Below are 23,799 nucleotides of genomic sequence, written 5' to 3' on the forward strand. Positions count from 1 at the left end.
GTTCTGCAGCTCAACCTGTTCGGGCGTATAGTAGGTTGACGTTCAATTACCAATAGTCAACCGTTTTAAGCGAAGGGATACCGGATGTCTGGCCACTCAAAGTGGGCTACTACTAAACATAAGAAGGCCGCGAACGACGCAAAGCGTTCCAAGCTCTGGGCGAAACTGATCAAAGATATCGAGGTTGCAGCTCGCACTGGTGGCGGCGATCCAGCAGGCAACCCGACGCTTGATGACATGATCAAGAAGGCGAAGAAGGCGTCGGTCCCGAACGACAACATCGAACGTGCGCGTAAGCGTGGATCGGGCGAGGAAGCCGGCGGCTCTGACTGGGAGTCGGTGATGTACGAGGGGTACGGCCCGAACGGTGTCGCTCTGTTGATCGAGTGCCTGACGGATAACCGTAATCGAGCAGCGACTGAGGTTCGTACGGCAATGACCAGGAACGGCGGTAATCTTGGTGAAACCGGCTCTGTGGGCTACATGTTCAATCGCGTCGGTGTCGTCACGGTGGCGAAAGGGGAGCTCACCGAGGACGATGTGTTGATGGCGGTACTTGACGCTGGTGCAGAAGAAGTTAACGATCTTGGCGAAGAGTTTGAAGTTACCTGTCAGCCGACCGACCTTGCCGCAGTCCGCGAGGCGTTAGTGGAGGCCGGTATCGAGGTTGAGGGCTCTGAGCAGGACTTCCGTGCTGACGTGGAAGTTGAACTGGATGCATCTGCTGCTGAAAAGAATCTGAAGCTGATTGATGCCCTCGAAGACTCTGATGATGTACAGAATGTGTACTCGAACATGTCTATTCCTGACGAGATCGCAGCCGAGCTCGACTTGTAAGGCGTAGTCTGTTTTTCAACCACCATTCGTTGCGGCGAGTGGTGGTTCTTTTTCAGACTATGGTAGAACATATGTGCCAGTACAATATTCGGCGGAAGGAAGCGCGGTGAACCTCCAAGGTCTGAGGGTAATGGGCATAGATCCTGGTTTGACCCGATGCGGCCTTTCGGTAGTTCAAGCGGGGAGAGGGCGTCAGGTCATACCGATTGCCGTCGGTGTAGCGCGCACTCCTTCCGATGTGGAACTATCGGAGCGTTTATTGCGGATCTCGAAGTCGGTAAGCGACTGGATGGATGAGTATAAGCCCGACGTGGTTGCGATGGAGCGAATTTTCGAACGCAGTAACGTTTCCACCGTGATGCATACTGCCCACGCCGTCGGGGTAATGGTCCTCGCCGCTGCAGAGCGCGATATACCAGTGCACATGTATACGCCCTCAGAGGTAAAAAAGTCGGTTTCTGGTAATGGGCGTGCTGATAAGAAACAGATGACTACGATGATTACACGTATTCTTGGTCTGAGCGAGCCACCAAAGCCAGCAGATGCTGCAGACGCGTTGGCCATCGCTGTTTGCCATTGCTGGCGAGCCCCGTTGCTTGCCCGAGCTTCCGCTATTGAAAAACTGAGAAAGAACTAGTTCATGATTGATTCCCTCCACGGTGACGTCCTTTCGATTGGCCTCGATCATGCTGTTATTGGCTGCGGGGGCGTTGGGTATCGCTTTTTAGCGACGCCACCAACGCTCAGTCGCCTAACTCGTGGTGAGCATGCGGATGTAGTCACCAGTCTGGTGGTCCGCGATGACGGTATGACCTTGTATGGGTTCGCGGATGAGGACTCGCGGTCTATGTTTCACAAGCTTCAAACCGTGAGTGGGCTAGGGCCAAAGCTGGCGATGGCAGCACTGGCAGTCTTTGGGCCTGGGGAACTGGCCGAATTGATTTCCAGCGGTGATGCGAAGAAGATTCAAACAATTCCTGGCGTCGGTAAGAAGATGGCAGAACGAATCGTGTTGGAGCTGAAAGATAAGGTTGTCGGCTTGTTTGAAACGGGCAGCGAAGCGAGCCACGGAGCAACGGCTCCGGCTGCTTCAGACTCAGGCATCAGTGAGCAGATTGTAGAAGCACTGGTTGGGCTTGGATTCACCGAGCGTAGTGCACGGACTGTCGTCGAACCTCTCGTTGCGGAACAACCGGATACTGATCCATCGAATCTGTTGCGCGAAGCGCTGAAGACGCTATCGAAAAAGTAGGTGGGGTTCATGTCAGATGTTGAAAAAACCGTATTCCAGTTGCCGGATGATCTTTCACGTCCCGATGGGGCTCCCGTCAGCGTCAATGCGCATAGTGATGAACACGATATTGAGAGGTCTCTTCGTCCGAAGTCGCTTGATGAGTTCATCGGACAGCCGAAAGTGCGTGAGCAGCTCAGTCTTGTACTCGCGGGTGCTAGTCAACGCAGCGTCACACCGGACCACATCTTGCTTTCCGGTCCGCCAGGGCTAGGAAAGACAACGATGGCGATGATCATCGCGCAGGAACTCGGAACTTCCTTGCGGATGACCTCTGGCCCTGCGCTTGAACGTGCTGGTGACCTCGCTGCGATGCTTTCGAATCTTATGGAAGGCGATGTCCTCTTTATCGATGAGATTCACCGTATTGCACGGCCTGCGGAGGAAATGCTGTATATGGCAATGGAGGACTTCCGTATTGACGTCATTGTTGGAAAGGGGCCCGGGGCGACGTCAATTCCACTTGAGATTCCACCGTTCACCCTGGTCGGTGCAACGACTCGCGCTGGTATGCTCACTGGTCCGTTGCGGGATCGTTTCGGTTTTACGGCACAGATGGAGTTTTACGAGGTTACTGACTTGAGGCACGTGGTCGAACGTGCTGCGAAGATCTTGCAAGTTGAGATCGACAAGGACGCAGCAGTCGAAATCGCTTCACGTTCACGGGGAACTCCGCGTATTGCGAATAGATTGCTGCGACGTGTTCGTGATTGGGCAGATGTGCATGGCAGCGGACGAATCGATATTCAGGCGGCGCGTGCTGCGCTGGAGGTGTTTGACGTTGACGACCTCGGGCTTGATCGGCTCGACAGAGCGGTCCTGAATTCGCTCATTCGTGGCCACGGTGGGGGACCTGTTGGCGTCAATACACTGGCAATTGCTGTAGGGGAGGAACCGTCTACAGTCGAAGAAGTATGCGAGCCTTACCTGGTGCGAGCAGGATTGATGGCACGAACTGGTCGTGGCCGCGTTGCTACGGCGGCTGCCTGGCAGCACCTTGGAATTGATCCGCCACCGGATGCTCCAGGACAGGCACTCGTTTCAACATAATTGGGAGTATGTCAATATAGAGCTATGGAAATCATCCTTATTTTGCTCGTCCTATTGGTGTTCATGCTTCCGTCAATCTTGATGATGCGAAGCCAGAAGAAGCGTCAGCAACAGGTACAGGAGATGCAGTCCTCTATTCAGCCCGGTGACCATGTTGTGACGGTTTCTGGCCTTCATGGAGACGTTGTTGACGCAGATAACGCTACGCTTCGAATTGAAATTGCCCCTGGTGTTGTCGTCAAGATGGAGACCGCCGGAATTATGAAGCGAGAGGCGGTCGAGTCCGCGGTTCAGGAACCTACAGTAGACGATTCGGAACAACGTCCGGAATAGTCCATCTCAGCGTTACGGCAAATGCTGTCTAGCTGTCTTTACCGATATGACAGTTGATGACGTACGATAAATCGATGTGCACCACACCCCGCTTTACCCAAAGTTTCGGGCAAAGCGGGGTGTGGCAGTGAAATAACGTAGAAATAGAGGAGTTAGCTCGGTGTCCAAGAACACTCAGCGTTCCGGCGAGTTGAGATCAAAGCGGAAGTGGCCTGCGCGCGCGCTGGCGCTTTTTGCGCTCATCGTCATTGGCGTGTACTCATTAGTATTTTTCACGGGCGATAAGTCCGCAACCCCGAAGCTTGGTATCGACCTGCAGGGCGGTACTCGCGTGACCCTCGTTCCGCAGGGAGACGAGCCAACTCGCGATCAGCTCGACGAAGCGCGAAACATTCTTGAGAAGCGTGTGAACGGCATGGGTGTTTCCGGCGCGACTGTCGTCGTTGACGGCAATACCCTAGTGATCACTGCCGCGGGCGACGACACATCGGAAGTACGTAATATTGGGCAGACCTCGCAGCTGCTGTTCCGTCCGGTTATGCAACCGCCTGCACCTTCCGCGGATTCGATTGGTGAGGTCTTCGCAAAAACCGCGAACGATTGGATCCGGTATGGGGTTTTGACCGCGGATCAAGCCAAGGCGATTGGCGATCAGGTGAAGAAGCAGGTTGCCGAACAGGGGCAAACCGTTGAGATTCCTGCTATTGATGCGAAACCGTTGCCTGAGCCGAATGGCCCTGTGGAGTCCTCGGAGCGCAGGGCTGACCAAGCTGAGATGCTCAAGGCTACTCGTCAGTCTGAAGACCCTACCCAGCAATTCGTTGCTATGTCGATGCTGAGCGCGTTGTGTGCCGTGCAACCTACTGATCCATTGGCCGGGACCGATGACGAAGCAGCACCACTTGTAGCCTGTGACCCTTCATCTGGCCAGGTACTGCTCCTCGGCGAGGTGCCATTGCTCGCAGGCGTTACTGATACGGACGGCCCGCGTCTCACCGGTGAACAGATCGACACTGGTCGCTCGATCACTGGTGGATTCAACCCGCAGTCGAGCCAGATGGAGATCAACTTCGCTTTCAGCCAGGCAGGCGAGTTTAATGGCTCGTCTACCTGGGCGCAGCTGACGAGTGAGATGATCGGGCAGCAGATCGCGATCACACTGGACTCACAAATTATCTCCGCACCTGTCATTCAGGGCGCAACCCCAGTCGGTTCCGCAACCTCTATTACAGGCAACTTCACTCAGGAGGAAGCTGAGAGCCTCGCAAACAACCTGCGTTACGGTGCGCTGCCGCTTTCTTTCGCGGGTGAGAATGGCGAACCTGGTGGAACTGCGATGACAGTGCCGCCGTCACTTGGTCTGGCATCCTTGCAGGCTGGCTTCTATGCAGGCATTGTCGGTCTGATTTTGGTCGCAATTTTCGTGTTCTTCTACTACCGGCTCTATGGTCTTATTTCCCTGGCTACGCTTTTCTTTGCGGGTCTTCTCGTTTACGGCTCGCTAGTTCTGCTGGGGCGCTGGATCGGCTACTCGCTGGACCTCTCCGGCGTCGCCGGTTTGATCATTGGTATTGGTACTACTGCGGACTCCTTCGTTGTCATCTACGAACGCATCAAGGACGAAGTTCGTAAGGGCAAGACTTTCCGCTCTGCATCTGCCTCCGGCTGGGATCGAGCGAAAGATACAATTATTACCGGTAACATGGTGACCCTGATCGGCGCGGTCATTATTTACTTCCTTGCGGTTGGCGATGTGAAGGGCTTCGCATTCACGATGGGCCTTACGACCGTATTTGACCTGCTAGTGACGTTCTTGGTCACTGCTCCGCTCATGGTGTTCGCTTCCCGGTCCCGGTTCTGGTCGAAGCCAGCTGTCAACGGTATGACCAAAGTGTTTGCTGCAGCGCAGCATGACAAGGAAGTGAGCGAGGAAGCTCATCAAGGCGTGGCTGCAGAAGCCGCGTCGGAAAGTATTGAGGTGAAGTAGCAATGTCGTCATCGCAAATTGAAACCGTTGCTTCCGTCGTACCAACAGTCAAGGAGCCCGGCCGTTGGGAGCGTCTGTATACCGGCGATGCGGCGATCGATTTCGTCGGTCGCCGTAAGCTCTGGTACGGGATCACCATGGCACTGGTAGTTATCTCGCTGCTTGCGATGCTGGTCCGTGGATTCAACCTTGGTATCGACTTCGAAGGCGGTACCAAACTCTCGATGCCGGCCGACGATCTCGTTGCCGAAGAAGTCGAGGAGACATTTATCGACGCGACTGGCGTCACTCCTGAACTGACTCAGATTATTGGTGCCGGTGATGCCCGGACACTTGAGATTAATGCTGAGCATCTGAGCCAGGAACAAATCGACCAAGCGCGGCAGGCGATCTTTGAGAAGCATCACACCAAGAATGCTGAAGGGGAAGTGTCTGCCGACGCAATTGGTGATTCGACTGTTTCCGAATCGTGGGGTGACACCATCACGAAGCGGATGTTGATGGCGATGCTGGTCTTCCTCGTCGCTGCAGCCGTGTACGTGGCTGTCCGCCTGCAACGAGAGATGGCCATCGCGGCGATGGGTGCATTGATCATTGACGGCATACTGATCGTAGGGTTCTATGCCCTCTTCGGGCTGGAAATTACCCCAGCCATGATTATCGGTCTGCTTACCGTTTTGACCTTCTCCATTTATGACACCGTGATCGTCTTCGACAAGGTGAAGGAGAACACTAGTGGTGTATTGGACTCGCGTCGTTCTACCTATGCTGAAGAAGCGAACCTGGCAGTGAATCAAACGGTCATGCGCTCGATTTCTACTTCCGTCATTTCTGCACTCCCGATCGTCGCGCTGATGATTGTGGCAGTTTGGATGCTCGGTGTGGGTACACTCCGGGATCTCGCCTTGATCCAGCTGATCGGCGTCATCGAAGGTATCTTCTCCTCGCTATTCCTCGCGACTCCGCTGCTGGTAACGCTTATGGAGCGCAAGCGCGCTTACAAGGAACACAACGTTGAAGTAGAGAAATACCGCGCCGGTGAGATCGTCGACCACGACGATGAAGCCACTGTAAAGCCAAAGCGCACCGTTGATACACCGGTTCGTAGTGCTGTGGAAGGCAGCGATGGAGACGAATCGCCGGCAATGAGCACTTGGCGGCCGTCGACACGCTAGGTAAACCAAGTATGAGTAGCGTATTTTCACGCGCCGTTGCTGCTTTTTCTGTAGTGTTGCTCGCAACGGCGTGTTCCGACGGTGGTGCAGCGTCGAACTCTAATAGCGAAGAGTTTGGCTATCAGGTACAAGCACCACTGGTCACAGTGAACGCGGGTAGCGCTGAGGGGCACTCGACGCTGGCGCAAGAACTATCTGGTCGTTTGTACCCCGGAGTTTACGTTCCGGGGCCCAACGGACAAATGATCCCCAATACCGACTTGGTAGAGACGCAAGTGCTGCCCGGCGACAGGCGTCAGGTGATTTACACCATCTCCGATGCGGCAGTGTTCTCCGACAATACCCCAGTAACGTGTAATGACTACCTGTTGACGTTCACAGCTGGGAAGCTACCAGAGCTCTTCGATTCTTGGATGCCTCTTTTCGACGACGCTGATACATTGGCATGTCAACCCGGATCAAAAACTTTCACTCTCACAATGAAGGAGAACCGTGGCGCCCGTTGGCGCGATCTTTTTGAACCCGGAACAGTTTTGCCGTCACACGCAGTTGCAGCGCGTGTCGGAATGTCGGCGGAAGAGCTCGTCGATGCGCTTACTGCACGTGACCCAATGAGCCTTCGAAGCATCGCAGATATTTGGCGTTACGGTTTTGATCTGAAGCAGTACGATCCTGAACTTCAAGTATCGTTCGGACCGTACAAGATTGAGAGTGTTGGCAAAGAAGGCGAAGTAGTCCTCGTCGCTAATGATTCCTATTACGGTGATGCTCCAGCGCTGCAGAAGATCGTGGTCTGGCCGGGGAATGCAGATTCCGGTGAACTAGTTGCCTCCGGCGGATTGAAAATTGGCAACCTCGAAGAACCATCACCAGACTGGTACGACGTAAACGCAGAGAGAGAACCAGTTGATGTGACCAGCGTTGTTGGGGAACTCACTGACGCGTTGGTCATGGCCAAGTCAGGTCCCTGGGCAGAACCAGAACGGCGCAGGGCGCTTGCTCACTGTGTGAATCCGTCTGAAGTCGCACAAACTTCCTCGAAGATGTCGGGCCTAGAGGTTGCAGCTGCTCCAGTACAAGTAGTTGCGCATAGTGACCCGCTGGCGTCGAAAATTGAAAGTGTCGGTGAGACGGCAACTGAGTATGACGTCGAAAAGGCACGTGCAGCAAGTGGCAGTGTTCTACGGATCTCGACGCCGATGCGGTCGGCACGGATCTCCGCAATGATTCAGACGATCCGAGCACAGTGCGAACCGGCGGGTATTGAAGTTCTCGACCAGTCGGAGAATCTAGCGACGTTGGCCGAGTTGCCGGGCTATGCCATGGACGAACAAGGCCAGATCGTAGAGAAAGAGGGCACCGTCGATGCGCTTTTGATGCCAATCGATTCTCAAGTTGAGTACCCAGCTGCGAACAATCGGGTGCAGGAACTCGACGCATTGCGGAGTCAAGAGAATTGGCTTTGGCGGGAGATTCCGATTCTGCCACTTTCAGCACAGCCTCGCTCGTTCGCGATTGATCAGCGAGTTGAAAACGTTGTTATGTACACAGGCTTGTCGGGAATTGGCTGGAATATGGATCGATGGTCCGTTGATGAGTAAAGAAATAAAGCTATCCAAGGAGAAACCCATGGGCGATTCGAAGGACACGTTTGAAAGCGCAAAGGAAGCGCTTCGAGAAAAGATCCGTAAAGTACCAGATTTTCCCGAAAAGGGCGTGTTGTTTGAAGACCTCACACCGGTGCTTGCAGATGCGCATGCCTTGCGGGTTGTTATCAAAGAAATGGCGCGTGTATCTGAGAATCTTGGAGCAGACCTTGTTGGTGGCCTGGATGCCCGTGGTTTTCTCCTGGGCTCAGCTGTTGCATACGAAATGGGCGTAGGCATCCTCGCTATCCGTAAGAAGGGGAAGCTCCCTCCGCCGGTGATTACACAGGAATACAAAACCGAGTACAGCACTGCAGCTTTGGAAATCCCGGCGTCGGGAATTGACCTGGACGGGAAGAAGGTCGTTCTCGTTGACGATGTGCTTGCTACTGGCGGAACTCTTTCCGCAGCAACCGATTTAATCCAACGCGCAGGTGGTAGCGTTGTTGGTTACGTAGTAATGCTCGAGGTACAAGGACTGGACGGTAGAAGCCGCTTAGGAGATGTTCCCGTGGTAGTGCTCGACCAATAGGAGAGTTTGGAGGCGGACTGTGACTCAAGAGAAAGCACCGAAGAGGAATACACCCTCGATGCGAAGTGTGTCCGCAATACTTGCTCGTTCGCTCACTGGCGGTGCGCGGGTCCGTAGCAATCCGGTCCTGGACCCGCTGTTATCGATTCATCGACGGCACCATCCGAAGTGCGACGTCGCATTATTGAATCGTGCCTATGAGACGGCTGAGCAGCTTCACGATGGCGTGTTCCGGAAATCAGGCGACCCATATATTACGCACCCGCTTGCCGTAGCCACGATCTGTGGTGAAATTGGTATGGACACCACAACGTTGGTGGCAGCACTGTTGCATGACACCGTTGAGGACACTGACTACACCCTGGATGAACTTACGGCCGACTTCGGGCCTGAGGTGGCACGAATCGTCGATGGCGTAACGAAGTTAGACAAGGTTGCGCTTGGGGCGTCGGCAGAGGCAGAAACGATCCGGAAAATGATCGTTGCCATGGCGGAGGATCCCCGGGTACTTGTGATTAAAGTTGCGGATAGGCTCCACAACATGCGCACGATGCGCTTTCTTCCTCCTGAGAAGCAAGCGAAGAAGGCGCGCGAAACCCTTGATGTGATTGCACCGCTTGCACACCGCCTCGGGATGGCGACAGTGAAATGGGAGCTTGAAGATCTCGCGTTCGCGATCCTCTACCCGAAGAAATACGAAGAAATCGTGCGGTTAGTTGCTGACCGAGCGCCCTCGCGGGACAGAGCTCTTGCAGAGATTATTCGTGAGCTGCAAACCGAACTGAAGAAAAACGGGATCGACGCAGAGGTGATGGGGAGGCCGAAGCACTATTGGTCCATCTACCAAAAAATGGTTGTTCGAGGCCACGAGTTCGACGAAATCTTCGACCTCGTTGGCGTTCGCGTGCTCGTCGATAATCTCCACGACTGTTACGCAGCGGTCGGCGTCGTCCATGCTATGTATTCTGCAATGCCGGGCCGATTTAAGGACTATATTTCGAATCCGCGATTCGGTGTGTATCAGTCGCTGCACACGACGGTGATGACGAACAGCGGGCGAGCTCTCGAAGTACAGGTACGTACGCACGAGATGCACTACAACGCCGAGTTCGGTGTTGCAGCTCACTGGCGGTACAAAGAGACGAAAGGATCGCATAAGGGAGATCAGGCTGAAGTAGATCAGATGGCGTGGATGCGCCAACTGCTTGACTGGCAAAAGGAAGCTTCAGACCCAAATGAGTTTCTTGATTCACTGCGCTACGACCTGACAAGCAAGCAGATTTTCGTCTTCACGCCACACGGCGATGTTATCAACCTTCCTGCCGGTTCGACGCCTGTGGACTTTGCCTACGCGGTGCACACTGAGGTAGGCCACCGATGCGTGGGGGCAAAAGTTAACGGCAAACTGGTTGCTCTGGAGTCACAGCTGCAAAATGGTGACCGCGTCGAGGTTTTTACCTCGAAGGACCCAAATGCCGGGCCTTCTCGTGACTGGCAAGACTTTATTGTTTCACCGCGTGCGAAAACAAAGGTGCGTCAGTGGTTCGCGAAAGAACGGCGCGAGGAACACCTCGAAGTCGGACGCGATGCGCTGGCAGCGGAAGTACAGCGGAGCGGACTTCCACTTCACCGGCTATTTACGCCTGAGTCAATGCGTGATATTGCACGCAGACTGCGTTACTCCGATGTAGATGCCCTGTACACGGCTATCGGCGCTGGGAATGTTTCGTCCCGGCATGTTGCAAAAATGCTGGTCGACCAGTTTGGTGACGTCGAAGACGCCGCAGATCTTCTGGCGGATCGGACGCCCCATTCAAAGATCATCCGACCAGAACCCTCGGGCGATGGCCCTGTAGTCTTGGTGCAGGGCAGCCCGGATGTAATGGCCAAATTTGCCAACTGCTGCCAGCCGGTTCCTGGCGACGATATCTTCGGGTTCGTAACCCGCGGTGGAGGGGTTTCGGTGCACCGCACAGATTGCACCAACGCGAACAAGCTCAGGCAAGAGCCAGAGCGGTTGATCGAGGTTTCGTGGTCCGGCGCTGGCGGCTCTGCGGGTACCTCTATCGTGACCGTTCAGGTGGAAGCTCTTGACCGGCACGGCCTCCTCGCGGAACTCACGGGGGTAATGTCTGAACAAAAATTGGCGATTCTATCGCTTTCCTCACAAGCGAAGGAAGACCGTATTGCCACGATTCGATTCAGCTTCCAGGTTTCGGATACGAAGCAGCTCGCTTCTGTGATGAATCTGATCCGGAATGTTGAAGGGGTATTCGACGTCTACCGCGTCGGTGTATAGAAAAGTGGGGTAACCCGATCACGGGTTACCCCACTTGGGTGCGCTAGTGGGAGATGCCAGTGTGGCACCTAGCCAGCGGTCTACTTGCGCAGGTACTTGTCCAGGAATGCGAACAGGGTACCGAGCGCACCGATGACGGCGGTGAACACTGCGATCCAGTCACGGATTTCAGATGGGGACATGTCCTTGACGGAGGAGCCCTCGTCGCTCGACTGATCCTTAGGAGCCTGCTTCGTGGTGGACTTCTTGGAGGTGGTGTTCTTCACCGTCGGGGCCTTCTCAGTCTTGGTGTTCGAAGCTGGCTTGGCCGTGGTGGTTGGGGTGGTGCTTTCTGCAGCCTCAGCAGCAGCAACGCCAGAAGTTGCGACAGCTACAGCAGTGGCTGCTGCAAGAATACTTTTACGGAAGTTCATGAATTTTCCAATCTGACGGGATTGACAAATGTACGAGTGCAAACTCTAGTTGGCTATCAGACGTTTTGCAAGACTTTGAATAGACTGAAAACTGCTCCTGTGCAGCTGAGAGGCAACTGTGTAGTTACTTTACGGTTGCCGATTTGATGCGTACCTCTTCGGCTGGTGCGCCGTCTTGGCCGCCGCCTTCGACGCCCTTTTCAGCAATCTTGTCAAGGGTGTTCAAACCTTCTTCAGAGATTTGACCGAAGTAGGTGTACAGCGGAGGCAGCACTGAATCACCGTAGTTCAGGAAGAACTGGGACCCATTGGTATCCAAACCGGCGTTCGCCATAGCGATGGTGCCGCGCGCGTACTTCTGAGGGTTCTGCTGGAGCTCCATTTGTTTCATCTGCTCTGCTTCTTCTGGAGATATGCCTTCCGGGGCAGGCGTGTCCGAGAGAGCCTTGAGCGCTTCGTCAGTCGGGAACTCATTTGCGAACTGGAAGCCAGGACCACCGCTGCCTACGCCGGTTGGGTCACCGCACTGCAGTACTTTAAGGCCGTCGCCATCGGTGAGCCGGTGACAGACGGTATCGTTGAAGTAGCCAGCAGAGGCGAGGTGTTCGATCGCATTCACAGTGCACGGCGAGACAGAGCGGTCGAGCTCCATGCCAATCGGCCCTGCACTGGTGTCGAGCTCGACGTTGACGGTCCCTGTCGTAGAGACGTTGTCGGTCTTCGGCAGGTCTGCTTTCTTGTCACCCTGTGCTGTATCGGGGGTGTATTCACACGAGACTGAGGCGGGGAGTGCTTCGGCACGCTTCGTCGCGATTGCCTCGTAGTTGTTGGCGTCGAATTCGCTTGGGGCGGTGGTTTCTTCAGCCGAGCTTTGAGCTTCGTTGGTGCTGTCGCCGTCCTGGTTCGCTAGGAAGTAGATGCCGCCGCCTAGCGCCACGATTACAACTGCGGAAAGCGCCGCGATCGACCAGGGCTTTGAGTTCTGCTTTCGATCGCGTGAATTCAATTCACGCTCCAGATGTTTAAGGGCTTCTTGACCGCGCTCTTTATTGCTCACCGTAGTACCTCTATTCTGACTAGTTGACTGGGAAATATTAGCAGGTGTAACTGTACCTGTCGTATTTTGCTGTGTTTTTTGCGACTGCTCGCTTCCGATAGTTCATGTAGGGTCGTGGACATGGCAAAGGTATTTTTTCAAGGTAATGAATCGCAAACATCTGGATCTCTTCCTAAGGTAGGCGACGCCCTTCCTGACGCCGTGCTAGTCGCGGGCGATCTTTCTGAAAAGAAGTTGTCCGAGTACGAGGGGAAGCGCCTGGTCCTTAACGTTTTTCCATCACTAGACACTGACGTGTGTGCAAAGTCTGTGCGAGCGTTTAATGAGCTCGCGGGATCTGCAGAAAACACTGCAGTGCTTTGTATCTCCAAGGACTTGCCATTTGCTCAGCAGCGTTTCTGCGCGGCAGAGGGCATCGAGAATGTGGAGGCGCTCTCTGCATTCCGCTCTGATTTCGGCACGGCGTTCGGCCTCACGCTTGACGGAACGCCGCTCAAGGAATTGCTTGCACGCGCGGTCATTGTGACCGACGCCGATCATCGCGTGGTGCACGTCGAGCTGGTCGAGGAGATCACCAACGAGCCCGACTACTCGGCTGCTGAACAGGCCCTTTCCTAATCGGAGAGGTTTAGGTAGACAGCGAGGTAGGCATTGCGAATCTTAGGTTTTACGTCGGGACCGTTTCAGACGAACTGCTACGTCATCATCGATGATTCTGCGAAGCTAGCCTGCCTCGTCGATGCCGGCATGGGAACGCATCAGGTCGTTTCTGCGTTTCTCAAGGAAGAGGGGCTGCAACTTGTGGCCATCTTTCTTACCCACGGCCATATTGACCATACGAGAGATGTTGCGAGGTACCAGGTTCCCGTATTTATCCACGCAGCGGACGCGTTCATGCTTGATCATGGACGCGGCCTTCCTACCTCAACACTCGAGCTTTTCGACGCCGCTTCGATGGAGACCGTATCGGACCTCCGCACGTTTGACGCAGATGGGCCACTTGAAATCGCCAGTTTTAGGGTTGATGTAACTCATACTCCAGGCCATTCTCCCGGCAGTGTCCTCTATCAGATGGGCGACGTCATGTTTTCAGGCGACGTGCTGTTCGCGGGGTCCGTCGGCCGGACTGACTTGCCACACTCCGATCCAGGGGCAATGAAAACCTCTTTGTGTGGACCGGTTTGGGCGATTCCTGACGAGACAACGTTGTTGCCTGGACACGGACCCGGTACAACCATGGCGCACGAACGAACCACGAACCCGTTTCTCCTTGAGGCTCGTAATCAGTAGCCATGGCTGCGGTAGCGACTGAGAACAGCTAGACTCAGTCCCCGTGAGTGATACGAAGAAACCCCAAAAAGAAAAGTTCAAGGCACTGAGCGTTCCAAAGGGAGTGCAGGAGTACGTGCCCCCGGCGTCGTCGAAGTTCCTTTATGTCCGCGATGAGTTCGTGCGACAGGCGCATGTTGCGGGTTTCCAACACATCGAGCTTCCGGTTTTCGAAGACACAACTCTTTTCGCCCGTGGTGTCGGTGAATCTACCGATGTTGTGTCGAAGGAAATGTACACGTTTGCCGACCGTGGCGGGCGTTCTGTGACCTTGCGTCCAGAGGGGACTGCAGGCGTCATGCGTGCAGTGATCCAACACAACCTTGACAGGGGTTATCTGCCGGTGAAACTGAACTACGCCGGTCCGTTTTTCAGATACGAGCGTCCGCAAGCTGGCAGGTACCGCCAGCTGCAGCAAGTTGGTGTCGAGGCAATTGGCGTCGACGACCCCTTGCTTGATGCGGAGATTATCGCACTTGCAGATCGTTGCTACCGGAGCGTTGGGTTGAAAGGCTTTCGCCTCGAGCTGACAAGCCTTGGCGATCACACCTGCAGGCCCGCATACCGGGAAAAGCTCCAAGCTTTCCTCAAGAAGCTCCCGTTAGACGAGGAGACGCAGCACCGCGTGGAAATCAATCCGCTTCGTGTTCTGGACGACAAGCGTCCGGAGGTACAGGAGCTTCTAGCCGATGCGCCGTTGATGCTGGACCACCTCTCAGATGCGTCTCGCGAGCACTTCGAGACTGTTACCGGGACGCTGAAGGATATGGGGGTTCCGTTTGTGATTAACCCGCGGATGGTGCGAGGCCTTGACTACTACACAAAGACTACTTTCGAGTTTGTGCACGATGGTCTTGGGGCTCAGTCGGGAATTGGCGGAGGTGGACGTTACGATGGCTTGATGGCGCAGATCGGTGGCCAAGATCTGTCAGGCATCGGATTCGGGCTTGGCGTTGATAGGACAGTGCTCGCGTTGGAGGCTGAGGAGGTGGCGCTCCCGAATCTGGATCGTCGCGTCGAGGTGTTCGGCGTAGCAATCGGTGAGGAGGCTCGCCGCAAGATGAGCTCGCTTATCGACGAGCTCCGTGCCGCAGGAATTTCAGCTGACATGGCGTACGGTGGTCGCGGTTTGAAAGGCGCAATGAAAGGCGCTGACCGGGCGGGTGCGCGCTTTGCTCTCGTGCTCGGGGACCAGGAGCTGGCGAACGGGGAAGTGGCGGTCAAGAATCTGGAGAGCCACGAACAAGTTGCCGTTCCGCTTCAGGCTACGGCCATTATTCAGGCAGTGAGCTAGCCTGATTTAGCACTCAGTGATGTTGACCGGGAGGCCAAGCTGTACAGCGAGGCCTCCCATTGACGTCTCTTTGTACTTGCTCATCATGTCGTGGCCTGTCGCTGCCATCGTTTCTACTACATCATCGAGCGTGACTTTATTGGTTCCATCACCAAGCTTGGCTAGGCGGGCCGCGTTGATTGATTTCACCGCTCCGATGGCATTTCGTTCTATGCAAGGAATCTGCACAAGGCCAGCCACTGGATCACATGTGAGTCCGAGGTTGTGCTCGAGGCCAATCTCGGCAGCGTTCTCTATCTGCTGCGGAGTGCCGCCCAGAATTGCGCACATACCGGCTGCGGCCATGGACGATGCGGACCCTACCTCGCCCTGACACCCAACTTCGGCACCGGAAATGGAGGCGTTCGTCTTAATGATGGCGCCGATCGCTCCAGCGGTCAGCAGGAACTGATGCGCAGCATCCCGGTCGAAGTCGTCGGTAAAATCCCGGCAGTAGTGCATGACGGCCGGGATAATCCCCGCCGCACCATTCGTCGGGGCGGTCACGATGCGCCCGTGCGCGGCGTTTTCCTCATTGACAGCGAGAGCGTACAAGTTGACCCATTCCATCGCGTCAAGGCCGCGAGATGCGGAGGCCTCGTATTCGGCCGTCAATAAGCGATGTAGCCGAGGAGCGCGGCGACGAACTGATAGTCCACCTGGAAGCTCACCTTCCGTTTTTAGGCCGTGGGCGACGCACTCTTGCATGGTGTCCCAGACCGCGTCGAGGTGAGCATCCAGGACGTCCTTGCCGTGTATCGCTTCTTCGTTCGCACGCATGAGTTCTGCGATAGATAGCTGATGAGTTTCGCACTGGCGCATTAGGGACGCACCATCGGAAAATGGGTAGGGGACGTTAACCGCATCGCGTACGGTGGCGACGCCCGCCTGGTCGCGGTTTGCTTCCATCTGCGTGCGGTCGAGGATAAAACCACCGCCAACGGAGTAGTACTCTTTACGGGAAGCGATGCGCACGCCCTCGGTGTTCCACGCATCGAAAATCAGGCAGTTTGGGTGCTTAGCGACGGGCACCGGGTTCATCGCGACTTCATAGTCGAGTTCACGCTCTGGACCTTGGATGTGCCCTCGTTCTGGAATGAGCTCACCAGGAAGCGGCCGGGTGTCCGCAGAAGTAGTAAGTGGGGTATAACCGACAAGTCCCAGTAGCACAGCTCGGTCGGTTCCGTGGCCCACACCCGTTGCCGCCAAGGAGCCTCGCAGCTCAACCTTGACTGCGGCGGGCGCTTCACTCAAATCCTCGATAAATGCAAGCGCGGCACGCATAGGGCCCACCGTATGAGAAGACGATGGGCCGATTCCGATGCTGAACAAATCAACGACGCTGACTGCATTGTGTGACATGCGCGCGATGTTACATCACCAGAAAGATTTAGCTGTTGTAGACGCCACGGTTGAGAGTGTCGCAGGCGGACATTTTGCCGGTCCTGTACCCGGACATAAACGCAGTCTTTCGCTGCTCAGAAGAACCATGTGTCCAGGTATCAGGGTTGACGTCGCCGCCCGAGCGGCGTTGGATGTTGTCGTCTCCGATAGCCTGTGCGGTCTCAATTGCAGCCAGGACGTCGTCTTCAGTAAGCGGCTCAAGCAACGCGTTGTCACCCTTGTCCGCGTAATGTGCCCAGATACCCGCGTAGCAGTCGGCCTGCATTTCGATGGCTACGGCAGCAGAATGCTCACCAGGATCGTTATAGTTGCTGAGACCGAGGGTGCCCTCAATCTGCTGCACGTGGTGTCCAAACTCGTGAGCCGTCACATACATTTGCGTGAACGGGGCGTCGTTCCCGCCGAGTGCATTGAGCTGCTCAAAAAACGTGGTGTCAAAGTACGCTGTTTGGTCGGCGGGGCAATAGAAAGGACCGGTAGCTGAGGAAGCGTACCCGCAGCCAGTCTGCGTCGCGTCCCGGAACAAGGTGAGGCCTGGTTCGGTGTAGTCAAGGCCAGCTTGCTCTGGCAAAAGCGTTTTCCAAACACCGTTGACGGATACGCCGGCTGCCTCGACCCGGCAGTCGTCGTATTTGTTTGCAGCGTTGTCCTCGTTGCAATGCTCCAAGGAGTAGCTCGAATCCGGCTCTGTGCCGGATGGAGATTGCTCGATGAGATCAGCCGGATTTCCGCCCAGTGCAATAAAGAGGACTATGAGTACAAGTCCACCAATACCACCGCCTGCGGCGATTGGGACGCCACGCCGCCCACCTGAACCAGTCTTCGCGTAGCCACTTCCGCGCTGATAGTTGCTGTTAAACGTCATGGGACAAGCATGCCATAGACACAGGCGTTTATGGGGAATTGGTACGGTCTTCGGACCCGTCCCTTCGCATGCGAGACAAAGGGGGTACACTTTCAACAGTTAATGTTGTACCTCACGTGGAAGGACGTGGAACAGACTGTGCTGCGCACTCATCTCGCGGGCGAGCTCCGCAAAGACCTTGAAGGACAAACCGTCACGCTGGCAGGTTGGGTAGGCCGTAGGCGCGACCACGGTGGCGTTATTTTTATCGACTTGCGTGACCGCTCTGGCTACGCGCAGGTGGTTTTTAGGGATTCGGAAGTCGCTGAAGCTGCGCACGATTTGCGTAGCGAGTACTGCATTCAGGTAACTGGTGTTGTTGAACCACGCCCAGAGGGCTCGGCTAACCCGAACCTGGCGTCGGGTGAGATCGAGGTCAACGTTTCTGAGCTGAAGGTGCTCAACAAGGCTGCTGCGCTGCCGTTCCAGATTGAGGACGCCTCCTCGAACGAGGTAGGCGAAGAGACTCGCTTGAAGTACCGCTACCTTGACCTTCGTCGCGAGCGACAGGCCGCAGCACTTCGCCTCCGCGCAGCGGCGAATCGCGCAGCACGTAAGGTGTTGGATGCGAATGATTTCACGGAAATTGAAACGCCAACGTTGACCCGTTCTACCCCTGAAGGTGCGCGTGATTTCCTGGTGCCGGCCCGTTTGCGCCCTGGTACCTGGTACGCATTGCCGCAGTCGCCACAGCTGTTCAAACAGCTTTTGATGGTCAGCGGCATGGAACGCTACTACCAGATCGCGCGCTGCTACCGCGACGAAGACTTCCGTGCGGACCGTCAGCCGGAGTTCACACAGCTCGATATCGAGGCCAGCTTTATCGACCAGGACGACATCATCGCTCTCGCGGAGCAGATCGTTGTTGAGTTGTGGAAGCTGATCGGCTACGAGGTCTCTACTCCGATCCCGCGCATGACATACAAAGACGCGATGGAGAAGTACGGCTCGGACAAGCCGGACCTTCGTTTCGATATTCAGCTGGTGGACTGCACTGAGTTTTTCAAGGACACGACCTTCCGCGTCTTCCAGAATGACTACGTCGGTGCCGTTGTCATGGATGGTGGCGCTTCGCAGCCCCGCCGTCAGCTTGATGCCTGGCAAGATTGGGCAAAGCAGCGTGGCGCGAAGGGCCTGGCGTACATCTTGGTGCAGGAGGACGGCGAGCTCGGTGGTCCTGTTGCGAAGAACATCACCGAGGAAGAGAAGGCCGGCATTGCAGCACACGTTGGTGCGAAGCCTGGCGACTGCATCTTCTTCGCAGCAGGTGACGCGAAGAGTGCACGTGCATTGCTCGGCGCAGCGCGAGGGGAAATCGCTCGCAAGCTTGGCCTGATTAAGGAAGGCGATTGGGCGTTTACTTGGGTGGTTGATGCTCCTATGTTCGAGCCGTCCGCTGACGCGACAGCCTCCGGAGACGTTGCGCTTGGCCACTCGAAGTGGACCGCTGTGCACCACGCGTTTACCTCGCCGAAGCCAGAATTCAAGGCAGACTTCGAGAAGAACCCAGGCGAAGCTCTGGCATACGCATACGACATTGTCTGCAACGGCAACGAAATCGGTGGCGGATCCATTCGTATTCACGAGAGAGACGTCCAGCAGCGTGTCTTCGAAGTCATGGGCATCACCGAGGAAGAAGCCAAGGAGAAGTTTGGCTTCCTGCTTGAGGCATTTGCTTACGGTGCGCCACCGCACGGCGGCATCGCATTCGGCTGGGACCGCATTGTGTCCTTGCTTGGCGGGTTTGACTCCATTCGTGACGTCATTGCCTTCCCGAAGTCCGGCGGCGGCGTAGACCCACTGACGGATGCGCCTGCGCCTATTCCAGACGAGCAGCGTAAAGAGACTGGCGTTGATTTTAAGCCGAAGAAGTAGCGTCGACATTGCGCACGGATGAGCCGGCGCAATGAAACAAACGCGTGCCGGAGCGTCGGCAACCGTGTAGGTTGTTGGGGCTCCGGCTTTTCTCACAGGTGGTCGGCCTGCCGGGACTGAGCGGTAGTTTTTGAGGAGAGTAAACATGTCGCAGGGTGATCTATTCGGTAACTCCTTACCGACTAGTGGCCAGCAGACTGCCAATGATGGTGGCGCACAACGTGGCTCAGACTTTTTTGCAGCAGGTCACGGTGCACCCCTCGCTGCCCGAATGCGCCCTCAGAGTTTGGATGAAGTTGCTGGGCAGCAACACCTTCTTTCCGAGGGCAAACCTCTACGCCGACTTGTAGAAGGATCGGGTGCAGCCTCAGTGATACTTTACGGTCCACCCGGTACTGGTAAAACAACCATCGCTTCGTTGATCGCTAAAACAATGGGGCAAAACTTCGTTGGTCTTTCTGCACTGTCTTCAGGGGTGAAGGAGATCCGCGCGGTCATCGATACAGCGCGTAGAGATTTGATCTCGGGTGAGAGCACGGTCCTGTTTATTGACGAGGTTCATCGGTTTTCTAAGACTCAGCAGGATGCGCTGTTAGCTGCCGTCGAGAATCGCACGGTGTTGCTTGTAGCGGCTACGACGGAGAATCCCTCATTTAGCGTGGTAGCCCCGCTGCTTTCACGCTCGTTGCTTCTGAAACTTGAATCCTTATCGGCTGAAGACCTCGGCGTGGTGATTGATCGAGCGATACAAGACGAACGTGGGCTCGCGGGTTCCGTGAAGCTTGCCGACGATGCGCGAGCACAACTCATAGCCTTGGCGGGTGGAGATGCACGCCGCAGTTTGACGTACTTGGAGGCAGCTGCAGCATCAGTCGAACCGGGGGAGACAATCACTCTTGATGTCGTGAGGGAAAGCGTGAACCGTGCGGTGGTGCGTTACGACCGGGACGGCGACCAGCACTACGACGTAGTTTCCGCATTCATCAAGTCGATTCGAGGGTCAGATGTCGACGCAGCGTTGCACTATTTGGCACGGATGATTGAAGCTGGTGAGGATCCTCGCTTTATAGCGCGCAGGCTGGTCATTCATGCTTCGGAGGACATTGGTATGGCCGATCCATCAGCGTTGCAAACTGCAGTTGCCGCAGCGCAGGCGGTACAGCTGATCGGGATGCCTGAGGGTCGACTGACACTTGCACAAGCGACGATTCATTTGGCTACCGCGCCAAAATCGCCAGCAGTGATTCAGGCGATTACGCGCGCCCAGGAGGACGTGCGCGCGGGAAAGATCGGCCCGGTTCCAGCGCATTTACGGGACGGGCATTATGAGGGCGCGAAAGCGATGGGCAATGCAGTCGGTTATGTCTACCCGCATGATGACCCGAAGGGAGTAGTACAACAACAGTACATTCCCGACGGCTTAGAGGATGCGGTCTACTACACACCAACGGACCACGGTGACGAGCGAAGAATTTCCGGGTTCTTGGGTAGGCTGCGTAGGTTAGTACGTGGTTGAGGGGTAGAGTAGTTCGAGATTGATTCGAACTTGAAAGGAAACTACTCCGTGCAAACCCATGAGATTCGTGAGCGCTTTACGCAGCACTTCGTTCGTGCAGGACATACATCAGTTCCGAGCGCATCGCTTATCTTGGACGATCCGACACTGCTGTTCGTGAATGCGGGCATGGTTCCGTTCAAGCCGTATTTTCTTGGCCAACAGAACCCTCCCTTTGAACATGGGAAAGCGACTTCGATTCAAAAGTGCGTGAGAACGCTTGATATTGAAGAAGTAGGTATCACGACTCGCCACAATACGTTTTTCCAGATGGCCGGCAACTTCTCCTTCGGCCAGTATTTCAAGGAAGGCGCGATTACTCACGCATGGGAGCTGCTGACGGGCAGCGTAGAGGATGGCGGTTACGGCCTCGACCCAGAGCGGCTGTGGGTGACGGTGTATCTGGATGACGACGAGGCTGCTTCGATTTGGGAAAACAAGATCGGGGTAGATCCGTCGCATATCCAGCGAATGGGCATGGAGGACAACTTCTGGTCCATGGGTATTCCTGGGCCATGTGGTCCGTGCTCGGAGATCTACTATGACCGTGGCCCTGAATACGGTAAAGAGGGCGGGCCAATCGCTGACGATAACCGCTACATGGAGATCTGGAACTTGGTCTTCATGGAGTCGATTCGCGGTGAGGGCGACAAGAAGGGCAACTTTGAGCTCGTCGGAGAGTTGCCAAAGAAGAACATCGATACCGGGCTAGGCATCGAACGCGTTGCCTGCCTGCTGCAGGGCGTCGACAATGTGTATGAAACAGATCTGCTCCGGCCGGTTATTGACGCGGCAGTTGAGCTTACCGGCACTAAGTACGACGCAGGAGTGCACGAAGATGATGTAAGGTTCCGCGTGATTGCGGACCACTCGCGTACAGGCATGATGATCATTCTCGACGGTGTTACGCCGTCGAACGAGGGGCGCGGTTACATTCTGCGCCGCTTGCTGCGCCGAATTGTTCGCTCTGCACGTCTTCTAGGCGCAACTGGGAACGTGCTTGAGGTCTTCATGAACACCATTATGGATACAATGACGCCGTCGTTCCCGGAGATCGCGAAGAACCGGGAACGTATCCTGCGGGTTGCTTTGGCTGAAGAGCGTGCCTTCTTGAAGACCCTCGAATCCGGTACACACCGATTCGACGAAACAGTCGAGCAACTGCGTGCATCCGGAGCGAAGACTCTGCCTGGCCAGCAGGCATTCGAACTCCACGACACGTACGGTTTCCCAATTGACTTGACGTTGGAGATGGCGCATGAGGCCGGACTTGACGTCGATATGGACGCATTTAACTCCGCCATGCAGGAGCAGCGAGCTCGGGCGAAGGCTGACAATAAAGCGAAGAAGCACCGTAACGTTGATGAATCGCTCTATCGGGAGTGGGTGGACAACCACCCGACCGAGTTTGTGGGCTATTCAGAACTTGAGCATGATGCCCGAGTCCTCGGTCTCGTCCGCGACGGTGACAAGGTGAACGAGGCTGCGGAAGGCGATGAGGTCGAGGTTATTCTCGACGTCACTCCGATGTACGCCGAAGCCGGTGGCCAGATGGCCGACCGCGGTCTGATTCGCGTTGGCGATACGATGTTGCAAGTTCACGACGTGCAGAAGATCGGCAAGAAACTGTGGGTGCACAAGGCAACCGTGGAACATGGCGGCATTGGCCTCGGCGATCAGGTACAAGCTGAAGTTGATGAGAAGTGGCGTCATGGGGCGCGACAGGCGCATACCGCTACCCACCTCATTCACGCTGCGCTACGTCAGGTGCTCGGCCCAACCGCTGTCCAGGCTGGTTCGATGAACAAGCCTGGCTACCTGCGTTTCGACTTCAACTACACCGAACAGCTGACTGATGCTCAGCTCCAGGAGATTGCAACCATTACGAACCAGGCGGTGGACGCAGACTTCGCGGTTAACACCATCGAAACTTCGCTATCAAAGGCGAAGGAAATGGGCGCGATGGCGCTATTCGGCGAGAACTACGGTGACCAGGTGCGGGTGGTAGAGATCGGCGGGCCGTTCTCTATTGAGCTGTGCGGTGGTACACACGTTGAGCACTCGTCACAGATTGGACCTGTTGCTGTGCTCGGCGAGTCTTCTGTTGGCTCTGGCGCACGCCGTATCGAGGCGTACTCCGGCATGGACTCCTTCCAGTACTTTTCGAAAGAAGCTGCACTGGCCTCGGGGCTCGCTGCCGAGCTCAAGACTCCAACAGGCCAGCTGCCGGAGCGCATTGCGCAGCTCACAGAGCGGCTCCGAGCTGCTGAAAAAGAGATTGAGAATTTGCACCGTCAGCAGTTGCTGTCGAAGACTGGCGAGTTCTTGGACCGCGCAGAGACCATTGGTGCGTACAAGGTGATTGCTGCGAAGCTGCCCGACGGTATCGAAGCTGGCGATGTTCGCACCTTGGCGAACGACCTTCGCGGAAAGCTGGAAGGTGAGGCCGCGGTCATTGCGCTGGCCTCTGATAACGGCGGCAAGGTGCCGTTCGTGTTTGCAGCTACCAGTGCGGCGGTAGAGAGCGGGATCAAGGCTGGCGAACTTGTGAAGTCCTTCGGTGAATACGTCAACGGGCGCGGTGGCGGCAAGCCGAACCTTGCTCAGGGCTCCGGCTCTTCCGCTGATGGTATCGATGCCGGCTTCAAGGCAATCCGCGACGTACTTGGTGCCTAAGCCCCGTAAGCACGGATCAATAGTGCGACACGCCGTATTTGGATATCCGTTGTCCCAAAAAACCAGTAGGTTTTAAGGGAAGGCACAGAGTAAACGGTTGGAG

The 23,799-nt window shown here is 55.7% G+C and carries 20 protein-coding genes; 16 read left to right on the forward strand and 4 right to left on the reverse strand.

Going from position 1 to position 23,799, the window contains the following annotated elements; all coding sequences use genetic code 11:
* The first annotated feature begins 84 nt into the window (after positions 1–84).
* The 10 genes from BQ4436_RS10315 to BQ4436_RS10360 all read left to right on the forward strand — a co-directional run bounded on the left by BQ4436_RS10315 (position 85) and on the right by BQ4436_RS10360 (position 11,150).
* Complete coding sequence (locus BQ4436_RS10315) at positions 85–837, forward strand: YebC/PmpR family DNA-binding transcriptional regulator (protein WP_070362373.1); 753 nt, start codon at positions 85–87, stop codon at positions 835–837.
* A gap of 106 nt (positions 838–943) precedes the next feature.
* Complete coding sequence (ruvC, locus tag BQ4436_RS10320) at positions 944–1,474, forward strand: crossover junction endodeoxyribonuclease RuvC (RefSeq protein WP_070362374.1); 531 nt, start codon at positions 944–946, stop codon at positions 1,472–1,474.
* 3 nt (positions 1,475–1,477) lie between these two features.
* Positions 1,478–2,089 (forward strand): Holliday junction branch migration protein RuvA, encoded by a 612-nt coding sequence (gene ruvA / locus BQ4436_RS10325; protein ID WP_070477015.1) that lies wholly within the window; start codon positions 1,478–1,480, stop codon positions 2,087–2,089.
* Between the two features lie 9 nt (positions 2,090–2,098).
* Complete coding sequence (gene ruvB / locus BQ4436_RS10330) at positions 2,099–3,178, forward strand: Holliday junction branch migration DNA helicase RuvB (RefSeq protein WP_070977183.1); 1,080 nt, start codon at positions 2,099–2,101, stop codon at positions 3,176–3,178.
* A 24-nt stretch (positions 3,179–3,202) separates the two neighbouring features.
* Positions 3,203–3,511, forward strand: a complete 309-nt coding sequence (gene yajC / locus BQ4436_RS10335; protein WP_070362376.1) for a preprotein translocase subunit YajC — start codon at positions 3,203–3,205, stop codon at positions 3,509–3,511.
* A 160-nt stretch (positions 3,512–3,671) separates the two neighbouring features.
* A complete protein-coding gene (gene secD / locus BQ4436_RS10340; protein ID WP_083329542.1) occupies positions 3,672–5,498 on the forward strand; it encodes a protein translocase subunit SecD in 1,827 nt (608 codons plus the stop codon).
* Positions 5,499–5,500: 2 nt separating this feature from the next.
* Positions 5,501–6,673 (forward strand): protein translocase subunit SecF, encoded by a 1,173-nt coding sequence (gene secF, locus BQ4436_RS10345; RefSeq protein ID WP_070976801.1) that lies wholly within the window; start codon positions 5,501–5,503, stop codon positions 6,671–6,673.
* Positions 6,674–6,684: 11 nt separating this feature from the next.
* A complete protein-coding gene (locus tag BQ4436_RS10350; RefSeq protein WP_071572671.1) occupies positions 6,685–8,274 on the forward strand; it encodes an ABC transporter substrate-binding protein in 1,590 nt (529 codons plus the stop codon).
* Positions 8,275–8,302: 28 nt separating this feature from the next.
* Positions 8,303–8,851: an adenine phosphoribosyltransferase gene (locus tag BQ4436_RS10355; RefSeq protein ID WP_070477021.1), complete on the forward strand. Its 549-nt coding sequence runs from the start codon at positions 8,303–8,305 to the stop codon at positions 8,849–8,851.
* Positions 8,852–8,870: 19 nt separating this feature from the next.
* On the forward strand, positions 8,871–11,150 hold the full coding sequence (locus tag BQ4436_RS10360) for a RelA/SpoT family protein (protein WP_070976804.1): 2,280 nt from the start codon (positions 8,871–8,873) through the stop codon (positions 11,148–11,150).
* A gap of 80 nt (positions 11,151–11,230) precedes the next feature.
* Here BQ4436_RS10360 and BQ4436_RS10365 read toward each other — a convergent pair whose 3' ends face one another.
* Both BQ4436_RS10365 and BQ4436_RS10370 read right to left on the reverse strand, forming a co-directional pair.
* Positions 11,231–11,563 (reverse strand): hypothetical protein, encoded by a 333-nt coding sequence (locus BQ4436_RS10365; RefSeq protein ID WP_070976807.1) that lies wholly within the window; start codon positions 11,561–11,563, stop codon positions 11,231–11,233.
* 124 nt (positions 11,564–11,687) lie between these two features.
* Entirely contained in the window at positions 11,688–12,620 is a 933-nt protein-coding gene (locus BQ4436_RS10370; RefSeq protein WP_070976809.1) for a peptidylprolyl isomerase, read from the reverse strand.
* A gap of 120 nt (positions 12,621–12,740) precedes the next feature.
* Here BQ4436_RS10370 and tpx point away from each other — a divergent pair, with 120 nt between their 5' ends.
* The 3 genes from tpx to hisS are packed head-to-tail and all read left to right on the forward strand — an operon-like array spanning position 12,741 to position 15,243.
* Positions 12,741–13,238 carry a thiol peroxidase gene (tpx, locus tag BQ4436_RS10375; RefSeq protein WP_070976812.1) on the forward strand — a complete coding sequence of 166 codons (498 nt, stop codon included), beginning with the start codon at positions 12,741–12,743 and terminating at the stop codon, positions 13,236–13,238.
* Between the two features lie 33 nt (positions 13,239–13,271).
* The gene (locus BQ4436_RS10380; protein ID WP_070976814.1) at positions 13,272–13,910 is read left to right on the forward strand and encodes an MBL fold metallo-hydrolase; all 639 of its coding nucleotides are present in this window, start codon (positions 13,272–13,274) and stop codon (positions 13,908–13,910) included.
* A 43-nt stretch (positions 13,911–13,953) separates the two neighbouring features.
* On the forward strand, positions 13,954–15,243 hold the full coding sequence (hisS, locus tag BQ4436_RS10385) for a histidine--tRNA ligase (RefSeq protein WP_070976817.1): 1,290 nt from the start codon (positions 13,954–13,956) through the stop codon (positions 15,241–15,243).
* A gap of 6 nt (positions 15,244–15,249) precedes the next feature.
* Here hisS and BQ4436_RS10390 read toward each other — a convergent pair whose 3' ends face one another.
* On the reverse strand, positions 15,250–16,644 hold the full coding sequence (locus tag BQ4436_RS10390) for an L-serine ammonia-lyase (protein WP_070976820.1): 1,395 nt from the start codon (positions 16,642–16,644) through the stop codon (positions 15,250–15,252).
* Positions 16,645–16,672: 28 nt separating this feature from the next.
* Complete coding sequence (locus BQ4436_RS10395) at positions 16,673–17,575, reverse strand: KPN_02809 family neutral zinc metallopeptidase (RefSeq protein ID WP_255366198.1); 903 nt, start codon at positions 17,573–17,575, stop codon at positions 16,673–16,675.
* A 114-nt stretch (positions 17,576–17,689) separates the two neighbouring features.
* On the opposite strand from BQ4436_RS10395, the gene aspS reads away from it, so the two are divergent.
* The 3 genes from aspS to alaS all read left to right on the forward strand — a co-directional run bounded on the left by aspS (position 17,690) and on the right by alaS (position 23,696).
* The gene (aspS, locus tag BQ4436_RS10400; protein WP_070977190.1) at positions 17,690–19,465 is read left to right on the forward strand and encodes an aspartate--tRNA ligase; all 1,776 of its coding nucleotides are present in this window, start codon (positions 17,690–17,692) and stop codon (positions 19,463–19,465) included.
* Between the two features lie 145 nt (positions 19,466–19,610).
* Entirely contained in the window at positions 19,611–20,981 is a 1,371-nt protein-coding gene (locus BQ4436_RS10405) for a replication-associated recombination protein A (protein WP_070976822.1), read from the forward strand.
* 48 nt (positions 20,982–21,029) lie between these two features.
* Positions 21,030–23,696 (forward strand): alanine--tRNA ligase, encoded by a 2,667-nt coding sequence (alaS, locus tag BQ4436_RS10410; RefSeq protein WP_070976825.1) that lies wholly within the window; start codon positions 21,030–21,032, stop codon positions 23,694–23,696.
* Positions 23,697–23,799: the final 103 nt, after the last annotated feature.

Source organism: Corynebacterium sp. MC3 (assembly GCF_900099485.1).
Taxonomy (GTDB): domain Bacteria; phylum Actinomycetota; class Actinomycetes; order Mycobacteriales; family Mycobacteriaceae; genus Corynebacterium; species Corynebacterium pseudogenitalium.

Bases quoted from the DNA above. Each gene is read 5' to 3' on its own strand.
- BQ4436_RS10315 (WP_070362373.1), top strand. From the start codon at position 85: ATGTCTGGCCACTCAAAGTGGGCTACTACTAAACATAAGAAGGCCGCG.
- ruvA (WP_070477015.1), top strand. From the start codon at position 1,478: ATGATTGATTCCCTCCACGGTGACGTCCTTTCGATTGGCCTCGATCAT.
- ruvB (WP_070977183.1), top strand. From the start codon at position 2,099: ATGTCAGATGTTGAAAAAACCGTATTCCAGTTGCCGGATGATCTTTCA.
- yajC (WP_070362376.1), top strand. From the start codon at position 3,203: ATGGAAATCATCCTTATTTTGCTCGTCCTATTGGTGTTCATGCTTCCG.
- secF (WP_070976801.1), top strand. From the start codon at position 5,501: ATGTCGTCATCGCAAATTGAAACCGTTGCTTCCGTCGTACCAACAGTC.
- BQ4436_RS10350 (WP_071572671.1), top strand. From the start codon at position 6,685: ATGAGTAGCGTATTTTCACGCGCCGTTGCTGCTTTTTCTGTAGTGTTG.
- BQ4436_RS10355 (WP_070477021.1), top strand. From the start codon at position 8,303: ATGGGCGATTCGAAGGACACGTTTGAAAGCGCAAAGGAAGCGCTTCGA.
- BQ4436_RS10365 (WP_070976807.1), bottom strand. From the start codon at position 11,563: ATGAACTTCCGTAAAAGTATTCTTGCAGCAGCCACTGCTGTAGCTGTC.
- tpx (WP_070976812.1), top strand. From the start codon at position 12,741: ATGGCAAAGGTATTTTTTCAAGGTAATGAATCGCAAACATCTGGATCT.
- BQ4436_RS10390 (WP_070976820.1), bottom strand. From the start codon at position 16,644: ATGTCACACAATGCAGTCAGCGTCGTTGATTTGTTCAGCATCGGAATC.
- BQ4436_RS10405 (WP_070976822.1), top strand. From the start codon at position 19,611: ATGTCGCAGGGTGATCTATTCGGTAACTCCTTACCGACTAGTGGCCAG.